The sequence below is a fragment of the Rhodococcus sp. IEGM 1351 genome (assembly GCF_030056875.1).
Lineage (GTDB): Bacteria > Actinomycetota > Actinomycetes > Mycobacteriales > Mycobacteriaceae > Rhodococcus_F > Rhodococcus_F opacus.
The window spans coordinates 531029-542699 of the sequence record NZ_JASHKU010000002.1; the positions used below are offsets into that span (position 1 = coordinate 531029).

Annotated in this window: 13 protein-coding genes and 1 tRNA gene; 7 read left to right on the plus strand and 7 right to left on the minus strand. The window is 66.3% G+C overall.

Going from position 1 to position 11671, the window contains the following annotated elements:
- Positions 1 to 50: 50 nt before the first annotated feature.
- A tRNA-Arg gene (locus QM806_RS05660) sits at positions 51 to 123 on the plus strand.
- Positions 124 to 193: 70 nt separating this feature from the next.
- Here the strand turns inward: QM806_RS05660 and QM806_RS05665 are convergent.
- The 3 genes from QM806_RS05665 to QM806_RS05675 form a co-directional block, all read right to left on the minus strand.
- Entirely contained in the window at positions 194 to 1018 is an 825-nt protein-coding gene (locus tag QM806_RS05665; protein ID WP_005261975.1) for an alpha/beta fold hydrolase, read from the minus strand.
- A 395-nt stretch (positions 1019 to 1413) separates the two neighbouring features.
- On the minus strand, positions 1414 to 1974 hold the full coding sequence (locus QM806_RS05670) for a PaaI family thioesterase (RefSeq protein WP_005570286.1): 561 nt from the start codon (positions 1972 to 1974) through the stop codon (positions 1414 to 1416).
- Entirely contained in the window at positions 1974 to 2690 is a 717-nt protein-coding gene (locus QM806_RS05675; RefSeq protein ID WP_005570284.1) for an SDR family oxidoreductase, read from the minus strand. The genes QM806_RS05670 and QM806_RS05675 overlap by 1 nt, the downstream gene beginning before the upstream one ends.
- An 86-nt stretch (positions 2691 to 2776) precedes the next feature.
- Between QM806_RS05675 and QM806_RS05680 the strand changes: the two genes are divergently transcribed.
- Both QM806_RS05680 and gdhA read left to right on the plus strand, forming a co-directional pair.
- On the plus strand, positions 2777 to 3280 hold the full coding sequence (locus QM806_RS05680; RefSeq protein ID WP_005570282.1) for a winged helix-turn-helix transcriptional regulator: 504 nt from the start codon (positions 2777 to 2779) through the stop codon (positions 3278 to 3280).
- Positions 3281 to 3380: 100 nt separating this feature from the next.
- Positions 3381 to 4724, plus strand: a complete 1344-nt coding sequence (gene gdhA, locus QM806_RS05685; protein WP_005570280.1) for an NADP-specific glutamate dehydrogenase — start codon at positions 3381 to 3383, stop codon at positions 4722 to 4724.
- A 55-nt stretch (positions 4725 to 4779) separates the two neighbouring features.
- On the opposite strand, the gene QM806_RS05690 is transcribed toward gdhA, so the two are convergent.
- Genes QM806_RS05690 through QM806_RS05700 form a run of 3 tightly spaced genes read right to left on the minus strand, consistent with a single transcriptional unit; the run spans position 4780 to position 7317 of the window.
- Positions 4780 to 4989 carry a hypothetical protein gene (locus tag QM806_RS05690; RefSeq protein ID WP_005248259.1) on the minus strand — a complete coding sequence of 70 codons (210 nt, stop codon included), beginning with the start codon at positions 4987 to 4989 and terminating at the stop codon, positions 4780 to 4782.
- A 12-nt stretch (positions 4990 to 5001) separates the two neighbouring features.
- Entirely contained in the window at positions 5002 to 6174 is a 1173-nt protein-coding gene (locus tag QM806_RS05695; protein WP_043791709.1) for a fatty acid desaturase family protein, read from the minus strand.
- A 33-nt stretch (positions 6175 to 6207) separates the two neighbouring features.
- Positions 6208 to 7317: a ferredoxin reductase gene (locus QM806_RS05700; protein WP_283290684.1), complete on the minus strand. Its 1110-nt coding sequence runs from the start codon at positions 7315 to 7317 to the stop codon at positions 6208 to 6210.
- 118 nt (positions 7318 to 7435) lie between these two features.
- On the opposite strand from QM806_RS05700, the gene QM806_RS05705 reads away from it, so the two are divergent.
- From QM806_RS05705 to QM806_RS05715, 3 genes are all read left to right on the plus strand, one after another.
- Complete coding sequence (locus QM806_RS05705; protein ID WP_005570274.1) at positions 7436 to 8143, plus strand: TetR family transcriptional regulator; 708 nt, start codon at positions 7436 to 7438, stop codon at positions 8141 to 8143.
- A gap of 26 nt (positions 8144 to 8169) precedes the next feature.
- Positions 8170 to 9021: an alpha/beta fold hydrolase gene (locus QM806_RS05710; protein WP_005570272.1), complete on the plus strand. Its 852-nt coding sequence runs from the start codon at positions 8170 to 8172 to the stop codon at positions 9019 to 9021.
- Positions 9022 to 9098: 77 nt separating this feature from the next.
- Positions 9099 to 9677, plus strand: coding sequence for a hypothetical protein (locus QM806_RS05715; protein ID WP_005261984.1), 579 nt, complete (start codon positions 9099 to 9101; stop codon positions 9675 to 9677).
- Here QM806_RS05715 and QM806_RS05720 read toward each other — a convergent pair.
- Positions 9674 to 10999 carry an MFS transporter gene (locus QM806_RS05720; protein ID WP_054246328.1) on the minus strand — a complete coding sequence of 442 codons (1326 nt, stop codon included), beginning with the start codon at positions 10997 to 10999 and terminating at the stop codon, positions 9674 to 9676. The genes QM806_RS05715 and QM806_RS05720 overlap by 4 nt on opposite strands.
- Positions 11000 to 11125: 126 nt before the next feature.
- Between QM806_RS05720 and QM806_RS05725 the strand changes: the two genes are divergently transcribed.
- Positions 11126 to 11659, plus strand: coding sequence for a PadR family transcriptional regulator (locus QM806_RS05725; protein WP_037206011.1), 534 nt, complete (start codon positions 11126 to 11128; stop codon positions 11657 to 11659).
- The last annotated feature ends 12 nt before the right edge of the window (positions 11660 to 11671 follow it).

The following is an 11671-nucleotide window of genomic DNA, read 5'->3' on the forward strand; positions in this document are numbered from 1 at the left end:
ACCACAGCCCCGGTCGGAGCGCTCGAGGCGGCAGGTAATATTTGCTGCGCGCCTCCGTAGCTCAGGGGATAGAGCAAGAGCCTTCTAATCTCTTGGTCGCAGGTTCGAATCCTGCCGGGGGCACTCATTCCACGGAGCGCCGACAGACGAAAACCCCCGATCACCTGGACGAACAGGAATCGAGGGTCCGTCGTCAGCCCTTCAGGAACGCCAGCAGGTCGGCGTTGATCGTCTCCGCTTGTGTGGTGGGCATGCCGTGGGGGAAGTCCTGGTACGTCTTCAACGTCCCGTTCGCGAGAAGCTTCGCGGACAGGGGTCCGGCGTCGGCGTACGGAACGATCTGGTCGTCTTCGCTGTGCATCACCAGCACCGGCACCGTGATCTTCTTCAGATCCTCGGTGAAATCGGTCTGCGAGAAGGCGACGATGCCGTCGTAGTGAGCCTTGGCCCCGCCCATCATCCCTTGGCGCCACCAGTTCTCGATGATCGCCTCGGAGGATTCCACGCCCGGTCGGTTGAATCCGTAGAAGGGTCCCGACGGCAGGTCGCGATAGAACTTCGATCTATTGGCGGCGAGCTGTGCCTGCAAGTCGTCGAACACGTCCTTGGGGAGGCCGCCCGGGTTCGCCTCGGTTTTGACCATCAGTGGCGGTACTGCGCTGATCAGTGCGGCCTTCGACACCCGGCTCTCCCCGTGCCGCGCGAGATAGTGCACCACCTCGCCGCCGCCCGTCGAATGGCCGACGTGGATCGCGTTCTGCAGGTCGAGATGCGCGGTCAGCTCCGCGAGGTCGTCGGCGTAGTGATCCATGTCGTGGCCGTCACCGGTCTGGGTGGAGCGCCCGTGACCGCGCCGATCGTGGGCGATGACGCGATAGCCCTGCTGGAGGAAGAACAGCATCTGGGTGTCCCAGTCGTCGGCCGACAGCGGCCAGCCGTGGCTGAACACGATGGGTTGACCGGTTCCCCAGTCCTTGTAGAAGATCTCCGTGCCATCCTGGGTGGTGATCGTGCCCATGTGGTTGCCTTCCTTGACCGCTCTGGGATGACGCTGATGAGGACGGAATTCAGTACATCAAACTTCGGTACCCCACAGGGCGGCTTCGACCGGCGACGTCCTGTACGACCGTCCGATAGGCATTGCGCCCCTCGTCCGTACCCGGAGTTGCGTACTCGCGCGTAACAAACCGACCAATTAGTCTTGTTCGCGCATCGCCCCAACCCGACGGGGCAACGGTGCACCGGGACCCGCCACGATCCTCCGCGAGTGGCGGGTTTCCCGCATCTCAGCTGACTTTACTCGCGCATTACTTTTTCATGTCCTGACCTAGGGGCCGCCGGCCCTCCCCCGACTCGGGTCGGCAGGCGGCCCCGCCGGACGCCCCCGAGGCACCCGGCGGGCGCCGTCCGGCGTCAGCTCTCCTGTGGAACCTCGAACACCAGCAGGGTGCTGGTGGCGGTGGCGACGAGTCGGCCCTGCGAGTCGGTGACCTCCCCCTCCGCGAACGCGATGCGGCGACCCGACTTCTTGACGACTCCGGTGGCCGTGAGGGGCCCGGAGTCCCGGGTCGCTCCGCGGATGTAGTTGACCTTGATCTCGACCGACGTGTAGCCCCACCCCGCGGGCAACGTGGTGTGCACGGCGCAGCCGGCGACCGAATCGAGCAGGGTGCACACGGCGCCGCCGTGGATGGCGCCGATCGGGTTGTACTGCGACTCGTCGGGGTTCAGCGCGAAGACGACCCTTCCGGGTTCGGCCTCGAGGAACCGCAGGTTCATCAGGCTCGCGATCGGGGGCGCGGGAATCTCGCCGCCGAGGATCGCCCGCAGGTAGCCGAGGCCGTCGAGTTCTCGCGCTTTCCGCGCCGGGCCTGCCGGGTCGCGCCATTCGACGGTCCTCGACCGCACCTCTCCCCACTCCGCGTCCGCCCCGCCCTCGACAGTCGCCACTGCACCGTTTCCGGACTCGCTCACTATGCCGTCCCCTGCTGCGCCGGCTGCGGATAGAGAACGTCGAGGTCACCCGACAGTGCCGCCTTGACGGTGCGGGAGGTGTCGTCGGCGAGGACTTCGTGAGCGCCGGACTCGATGCCGTCGAAGGCCAGTCGCGCGACCTCGGCGGCGGAGATCTTCGGTACGTCCAGACCGCTCGTCATGTCGGTGTCCATGTACCCGAGGTGCAGCCCGACCACCTGGATATTCTGCGCTGCGAGTTCGGCACGCATCGCGTTGGTGGCACTCCACAGGGCGGCTTTCGAGACGCTGTACGAACCACCGACGGCCAGCCAGGACAGGACGGAGTGCACGTTGAGGATCGCGCCGCCCCCATTGGCGGCGATGATCGGTGCCAGCGCGCGAGTGACGTTGAGCGGGCCGTAGAGGTTGGTTTCGAGTTCCCGGCGCATTCCGTCGAGATCACCCGTGAGCGGCGACTCGCCGATGAGGATGCCGGCGTTGTTGATCAGCACGCCGAGGTCCCCGACGTACTCCGCGGCGGCGTAGACCGATTCGGGGTTCGTGACATCCAGTTCGACGGGCACGACCCGGGGATGTCCTTCGATCGTCGACGTATCACGCGCCGACGCGTAGACCGTTCGCGCTCCTCGTGCGAGCGCCTCGGCGACGAAGGCACGTCCGAGCCCGCGGCCGGCTCCGGTGACCAGCACCGTTCGATCTTGAATCGTGGTCATGACGACCCCTTCGAGAGAGTAAGTCTGCTTTTCCAACTAACTGCGCTACGACAGTAACCCCTATCAGTTGGAAACCACAACCCTCTATGATGGAGTGCATGAACAATGGCGACACCGAGCGAGCGACACCCGAGATCGTCATGGACCGCATGCCACTGGCGCCGAGACCCTGCGCGATCGCCGCCACCATGGAACTGATCGGCGACCGCTGGTCCATGCTGGTGATCCGCGAACTGAGCTACGGGGTGCACCGCTTCGACCGGATTGCCGGGTACATCGGCGTCTCGCGCGACATCCTCACCGCGCGACTACGCAAACTCGAGGAGGTCGGCGTCATCGAGCGCCGCCAGTACTCCGAGCACCCTCCCCGTTTCGAGTACCACCTCACCCCGGCGGGCGAGGACCTGCGACCACTGCTGCTCTCACTGTTCCAATGGGGCAGCAAGTGGGCCGTCGACGAGGCACCGTCGGTGCTCGTGCACGACTGCGGGCACTCACTGGAGCTGGAACACCGCTGCGCGCACTGCGGCGAGGCCGTCGAGAACACCTCTGTCGCAATGCATTCCCGCACACTACTGCGGGAGTCCTGACCTCTCCGCACGGCGCGATACAGGACGCCTGACGCCAGGTCTATAGTTTCCAAAGTAAACGTCAGGTAACGAATTCCTCACACGTCAGGCAGGTGGGTCTGTGTCAACGCGCGACCAGGTAGCAGAGATCTACGAGCAGGTCCGCCTGCGGAACGCCGGAGAACCCGAGTTCCACCAGGCAGCCGCCGAGGTCTTCGAGTCGCTCCAGGTCGTGCTCGACCACCATCCCCACTACGCCGACTCCGGATTGATCGAGCGACTGTGCGAGCCGGAGCGTCAGATCATCTTCCGGGTGCCGTGGGTCGACGACTCCGGCAACGTGCACGTCAACCGCGGTTTCCGGGTGCAGTACAACAGCGTGCTCGGCCCCTACAAGGGCGGCCTGCGGTTTCACCCCAGCGTGAACCTGGGAATCGTGAAGTTCCTCGGCTTCGAGCAGATCTTCAAGAACGCACTCACCGGACTTCCGATCGGCGGCGGCAAGGGTGGCTCCGACTTCGACCCCAAGGGTCGCTCGGAGGCCGAGATCATGAGGTTCTGCCAGTCGTTCATGACCGAGCTGCATCGCCACATCGGCGAGTACACCGACGTCCCGGCAGGTGACATCGGCGTCGGCGGGCGCGAGATCGGCTACCTGTTCGGCCAGTACAAGCGCCTCACCAACTCCTACGAGTCGGGGGTCCTCACCGGTAAGGGCCTCACCTGGGGCGGCTCGCAGGTGCGTCGCGAGGCGACGGGTTACGGCGTCGCCTACTTCGTCGCCGAGATGCTGAAGGCGGCGAACAGCTCACTGGGCGGCAAGACCGTCGTCGTCTCGGGCTCCGGAAACGTCGCGATCTATGCGATCGAGAAGGTGCACCAGCTCGGCGGAATCGCGATCGCGAGCTCCGATTCCTCCGGATACCTCGTCGACGAGAAGGGCATCGACCTCGAGCTCCTGAAGGAGATCAAGGAGGTGCGACGCGGACGGATCAGCGAGTACACGGACACCGTGCCGCACGCCCGGTTCGTGCCGAACGGCTCCATCTGGGACGTGCCGTGCGACGTCGCGCTCCCCTGCGCCACCCAGAACGAACTCGACGAAGCGGCCGCCAAGACACTGGTCGCGAACGGCGTGCAGGCGGTGGCCGAGGGCGCGAACATGCCCACGACCCCGCAGGGCGTCCAGGTGTTCCGCGATGCCGCGGTGGCCTTCGCCCCGGGCAAGGCGGCCAACGCGGGCGGCGTCGCCACGTCGGCACTCGAGATGCAGCAGAACGCATCCCGCGACTCGTGGGGCTTCGAATACACGGACGAGCGGTTGGCCGGAATCATGCGCGGCATCCACGAGCGCACCGTGGCCACGGCCGCCGAGTACGGCATGCCGGGCGACTACGTGCACGGCGCGAACATCGCCGGTTTCGTGAAGGTGGCCGACGCCATGATTTCGCTCGGCGTCATCTAGCAGAGCGAAAAGGGGCGCGGCCGTCGCCGGCCGCGCCCCACCCACGCGAGGATCCTCAGTCGACCGGCTTGTCCTCGCCCTCGTCTTCGCGGGCCTTCTTCGCGGCCTCGCGCATCTCGATGCCGTCGGACACCCAGTCACCGATCTCCCGGGTGACGTCCCGGACGGCGCCCGCGATGATCGTCGCGATGTGGCCCACGTGCGTGGCCGCGGACTCCGTCAGTTCCTGCACGGTGTCCTTGCGCCGCTCGAACTTCCCCACCATGTGTTTCGCCTCTCAGGCTGCAGTCTTCTGCCGCTCGACGATAACACCGGGAGGGGTGTCGGACGAGACGAGACCGGGCGGCAGTGCGAACGTGAAGATCTTCCCCCACACGGAGCCGATCTGCTTGAAGAAGCCACCGGTGTTGTAGGGCAGCCCGTGCTTCTCGCACAGCGCCTTCACCGCGGGCGCCATCTCCGGGTACCGGTGGGCGGGCAGGTCCGGGAACAGGTGGTGCTCGATCTGATGCGACAGGTTGCCCGACATGATGTGGAACAGCGGACTCCCCTCGATGTTCGCGCTGCCGAGCATCTGCCGGACGTACCACTCGCCGCGGGTTTCCTCCGCGGTCTCGTCCTCGGTGAAACTCTGCACGCCAGTGGGGAAATGGCCGCAGAAGATGATGGAGTACGCCCACACGTTGCGGATCAGGTTGGCGGTCACGTTGCCGAGCAGTGTGGGGACGAACAGCGGCCCGGTGAGCGCCGGGAAGATCGCGTAATCCTTGAGCACCTGCCGACCGGCCTTGCGCCACCAGCCCTTCAGCAGCGGCTTGACGTCGCGCCACTTCCGCTTGCCCTGGATCACGTTCTCCGCTTCCAGGTCGTGCATCATGACGCCCCACTCGAACAGCATCATCAGGAAGAAGGCGTAGACCGGGTTCCCCAGGTAGTAGGGGTTCCACTTCTGCGCCTCGTCGATCCTCAGGATGCCGTAGCCGATGTCCCGGTCCCGGCCGAGGATGTTGGTGTACGTGTGGTGCATGTAGTTGTGGGAGTGCTTCCACTGATCGGCCGGGCAGACCGTGTCCCACTCGAACACGCGGGAGTTCAGGCCCGGTTCACGCATCCAGTCGTACTGGCCGTGCATGACGTTGTGGCCGATCTCCATGTTGTCGAGAATCTTCGACACACCGAGGGCCCCGACCCCGGCGATCCAGGCCGGCGGAAAGAAGCCGAGGTACATCAGCCCGCGGCCGGCGACCTCGAATCCCCTCTGCGCCTTGATGATCTTGTAGATGTATTCGCGGTCCTCGGCGCCGAGGTCCGCAACCGTCCGGTCGCGGAGGGCGTCCAGTTCCCGGCCGATCTCTTCGACCTGGTCGTGACTGAGCACCACCGGGGCGTCGTTACGGGAACCGTCGGAGCCGTCGACGAACGGGAGGAACGAGAGTGAGAGTCCAAACATGTCGGTCTCCAAACGTTGGATGTCGAGTGAAAATCAGATGTCGAGGGCGACGTCGCCCACCGGAACCGAGACGCACAGCTGGATCGCCTTGTCCGGATCGGTGTCGGTGTCGCCGGTGCGGACGTTCTTGGTGCACCCCGACTTCTTCACCGTGGTGCAGGAGAAGCAGATGCCCATCCGGCATCCGTACTCGGGATGGAGTCCGGCGGCCTCCGCTTGTTCGAGCAGCGTCGCTCCGGAATTGTCCGCGGTGACACCGCTGGCGGTGAAGGACACCTCACCACCGGCCTCGCCCTCCGCCGGGGCTGCGGTGGGAGCGAATTCCTCGGTGTGCAGACGGTCCTCGATGCCGAGTTCGCGGTACACCTCCCGAACGCCACGCATCAGTCCGGGCGGCCCGCACAGGAAGGTGTCGGCGTCCGCGTACCAGGGTGCTACCGCGTCGAGGTGCTCCTGGCCGAAGAATCCGTGGAGATGGCCGCCGGTGTCCTGATCGGTGTACGCCAGCACGAGCGAGACGTTGGCGTTCGCGTCCGCGAGTGCGCGCAACTCGTCGAGGTACGCGACGTCGTTTTCGGTGTACGCGTAGTGCAGAAAAGTGATGCTTCCGAAGTGCTGCTCGTCGACCAAGGTGCGCAGCATCGACAGAACCGGGGTGATTCCGCTGCCTCCGCTCACCAGCAGGAGCCGGCGAGGGCGAGGAGAGGGAAGGGTGAATTCGCCCGCCGCCTGAGACAGGTCGAGCACGAGACCGGGGCTCGCGTGGGCGTGCAGGTACTGCGAGACGAGACCCTCGGGATGCGCCTTGATCGTCAGCTCGACGAGCCCGTCGGCGGACGCCTGTGCATTGGCCGGCGAGTAGCACCGGGTGTGGCGAACCCCGTCGATCACGACGCCCACCTGCACGAACTGCCCCGCACGGAATCCGCGCCACTGACGGGTGGGGCGCAGCGTGAGGGTGACGGTGTCGGCGGTGGACCGCCGGACCTCGACCACTTCTGCACGCAGGTCGCGCACGGTGACCATGGGACTGACGAGTTCGAGGTAGCGGTCGAGCTGGTGCGGAGTGGCCATCGCCTCGAACAACGACAGCAGCGAGAACCTGCGTCCCTCCGCCGGACGACTGGTGTGGGCAACTGACACGTCAGCCTCCTCCATTTGAGTGCACGGTTGTACACTGACAATAGTGTGACAGAGGGGGACAGCAAGTTGTCAATCAGAATGTGACCGCAGGCACACTCGAGGCAGGGATCGGATACGCATGCCGGATGACGGGTACGAGCACCCGGAGGTGACAGGTGTGGGCACTGTCGCGAATACACTCACTGCCGTGAGTCAGTCGACCGGCGCCGAACCCGAGAGCAGGGCAGCCCGCAAGGAGCGCACGAGGAAGGCGCTTCTCGACGGCACGCTCGAACTCATGGCGGATCGGAGTTTCGCCGGCGTGAGCCTGCGCGAGATCGCCCGCACCGCGGGAATCGTGCCCACCGCGTTCTACCGCCACTTCGCGTCCATCGAGGAGCTCGGCGTGGTGCTCGTCGAGGAGGGCATGCGAATACTGCGGCAGATGCTGCGCGACGCCCGGCGCACCCCGAGCACCAAGAGCGCTGGCGCATCCCTCGACATCCTCGTCCGGCAGGTTCGCACCCACGAGGCGCAGTTCCGGTTCCTCAGCCGTGAACGCTACGGCGGCGTCCCCGAAATTCGCCGGGCGATCGCGACCGAGATGAAACTGTTCGTCAGCGAACTCACGGTGGATCTGTCCCGCATCGAGGGTTTGCAGTCCTGGGACCACGACGACCTGGAGATGGCGGCCGACCTGATCGTGTCCACCATGTTCGCCGTCGTCGTCGATCTGCTCGAGGCCGATCGTCCCGGAAGCCGAAGCGAGGCCGAGGTGGTCGCGCGCGCCGAACGGCAACTGCGCCTGATCATGCTCGGCATGAGCGGGTGGAATCCCGGAAAGTAGTCGCGCTCTCGCCGTACGGTGGGGGCATGCTGTCAACCTCGGAACACGCGCACATCACTCTCGGCGACCTGACGTTCGACGTCACGACCAGCGGTCCGGCCGACGGCGCCCCCGTCGTTCTCCTGCACGGGTTTCCGGAGAGCGCCGCGTCCTGGGAACCCGTCAGCGCCCGGCTGAACGAGTCCGGTCTGCGGACGTACGCCCCGAACCAGCGCGGATACTCGCCCGGTGCGCGACCCGACGGAGTCGACTCCTACAGGATCGACCACCTCGTCGCGGACGTGATCGGACTGCTCGACGCACTCGACCTCGACACGGCGCATCTCGTCGGCCACGACTGGGGCGCCGCCGTGGCCTGGGTCGTCGCGGCCAGGCACCCCGATCGGATCAATTCGCTCACCACCGTGTCGGTGCCACATCCCGGCGCGTTCGGCTGGGCGTTGCGCGAGGACGCCGATCAGAAGGAACGCTCCTCCTACATCCGGCTCCTGAGGATGGAGGGCAAGGCCGAGCGGGTTCTCCTCGACGACAACGCGCACTCACTGCGCGCAATGTTCGGTGACGTCGTCCCGCCGGCGCTCGTCGACCGGCACGTCGCGCTGCTCAGCGAACCGGGAGCGCTGACCGCCGCGCTGAACTGGTACCGCGCCATGACGAGCGACTTCGAGCAGACGCCCGCCGTCACCGTTCCCACGACCTACGTCTGGAGCACCGGCGACCAGGCGCTGGGGCGTGCGGGAGCGGAGCGGTGCGGCGAGTTCGTCGATGCGCCGTACGAATTCGTCGTCCTGGACGGTGCCACGCACTGGATCCCGGAACAGCGACCCGACGCCCTCGCGGACGCGATCCTCATGCGTGCCGGAACCGTGCCGAACTGAAATCCGCCCTTCCCCTCGACGGGGCGTCCGTTCTGGTTTGATGGCACTACTCGTCTCGTGCACCCTGGGAGGGCACCATGAGTGGCATCGCAATTCTTCTGGTCGGCGCCGTTCTGTGCTTCGCCGGTGTCGGTTCACTCCACGTCGCCGTTCTCGCCTCGGGTTTCGGCCTCGGCTGGCTCCTGGCCGATCTGCTGTCGCTGTCGCTCGGGACGACGTTCCTGGTCGCGGCGATCGGCGCGGTAGTGGTGTGGGTGGCCACGACCCTGATCTTCAAGTTCGCCGCATTCTTCATCGGCATCATCGCCGGCGCGGTGATCGGAGCGAAGCTCAGTCGTGTTCTGCAACCCGACGACGCCGGCTGGCTCCTCAGTGGAGTCGTGATCGTCGCGCTCGCCGTCGCCTGCGGTTTCATCGCCGACCGGTACCGGGCGCGGGCATTGTTATGGCTCACCGCGCTCGGCGGCGCCAGCATGGTGCTGACCGGGCTCGGTCTGGCCGTCCCCCCGCTGGGATTCCTGGAGGATCCGAACGAGGGCGGCCAGCAGTTCTTCGCCACGCTGATCTGGATCGTCGTGGCGGCGGCGGGCTGGCTGACGCAGCGGCGCCTGTTCCCGGAGAAGCTTCGCATCGACGACACTCGCGCGAGGCGCTAGTCGCGTTCGGGCGCCTTCACCACCGTCAGCGCGGCGAGGCCGATCGCGAGCACGATCACCAGGCCGAGGATCCCCGCCCGATCCGCCGCGAGCCACCAGGCGAACAATCCGAAGAGGGTGGGCGAGAGGAACGACACCGCGCGACCGGTGGTCGCGTACAGGCCGAACATCTGCCCCTCCCGGCCGGGCGGGGTGATCCGGGCCAGGAACGTGCGCGCGGACGACTGCGCGGGACCGACGAACAGGCACAGCAGCAGTCCGAAGATCCAGAACATGGCCGGTCCCGAGACGGCCATCAGGACGACACCGACGATGATCATCGCGATCAGGGACGTCATGATCACGGTCTTCGGCCCGATCCGGTCGTCGAACCGGCCGGCGGTGAGCGCGCCGAGCGCGGAGACGACATTGGCCGCGACGCCGAACAACAGCACGTCACCCGCACCGATGCCGTAGACGTTGACGGCGAGGACGGCGCCGAACGTGAAGACACCGGCCAGACCGTCGCGGAACAACGCACTGGCCACCAGGAAGTAGACGGTGCGCCGGTCGGCGGACCACAGGTCGCGCAGATCGCGCCACAACACCCGGTACGACTCGACGAAACCGGCCTTGTCCGCACCCGGATCCGCGTGCGGGCGGGGTAGCTCGGGGACCTTCAGCAGCACGGGAATCGCGAAGACCGCGAACCAGACGGCGGCCAGCAGCGCCACCATCCGGATGTTCAGGCCGCCGTCCGTGGTGAGCCCGAGGAACCCCCGGTTGTCGCCGTCACCGGAGATGAACCCGAAGTAGCACACCAGCAGGAGCACGATCCCACCGAAATAGCCCATCGCCCAGCCGAACCCGGACACCCGGCCGATGTTCGCCGGCGTCGACACCTGCCTGAGCATCGCGTTGTACGGAACGCCGGCCAGTTCGAAGATCACCGAACCGGCGGCCAGCAGCACCAGCCCGAGCCACAGGTACTGATAGGAGTCGCGGACGAAGAACATCGCCGCCATGCACCCGACCGTCGCGAACGTGAGGACGCCGAGCGCCCACTTGCGTCGTCCCGCGGCGTCGAATCGCTGCCCGGTGACGGGGGCGAGCACGGCGATGAGGAAACCGGCGATGCCGAGCGACCACCCGAGCCACGTGCTCGCGGAGATCGATCCCGGCAGGTCCTCCCCCACGGCGTCCGTCAGGTACACGGAGAAGACGAACGTAAGGATCACGGCGTTGAACGCGGCCGATCCCCAGTCCCACAGCCCCCACGCGACAACCTGTCTGCGCGTCGCGGCCTCGCCGATCCCGGCCGGCGGACGAACGTCGGTGCTCATGCCCGCGAGCCTATGCGAGCGAACGGGGAGTTCGTGCGGTCTGACGCGACGAGCGTCCCGTTCGACCGGGAGGACCTAGTGTGCACTCAGTTGCATACGCACCTCGTTGCATACATACTTCTGTTCGTGGCCCTCGAACATGCGCTTCTCGTCTCCCTGACCGAGCACTCCGGCTCGGGCTACGAATTGGCGCGCCGGTTCGACAAGTCCATCGGCTTCTTCCAGAGCGCCACCCACCAGCAGATCTACCGCGTCCTCAAACGCATGGACGAGTCCGGCTGGGTCGACGCAGAGGTCGTGGCACAGGACGGCAGACCCGACAAGAAGGTGTACCGGGTCAGCGCGGCCGGACGCGCGGAACTCGAGCGCTGGATCGCCGAACCGACCGAGCCCAATCACCTGCGTAACGAGCTGGCAGTGAAGATCCGCGCCGCTCAGCACGGTGACATCGCCGCACTCACCGCCGAGGTCGCTCGCCACCGCGACGGCCACGCCGCCCGGCTCGAGGTCTACCGCATGATCGAAAAACGCGACTTTCCCGCACCGGACAAGCTCTCCGGGGCAGCCCTGCACCAGTACCTCGTCCTGCGCGGCGGAATCCGCGTCGAAGAGGGATTCGCCGACTGGTGCCAAGAAGTACTCGACGCGCTCGCACAGTAAGGACACGCCGCC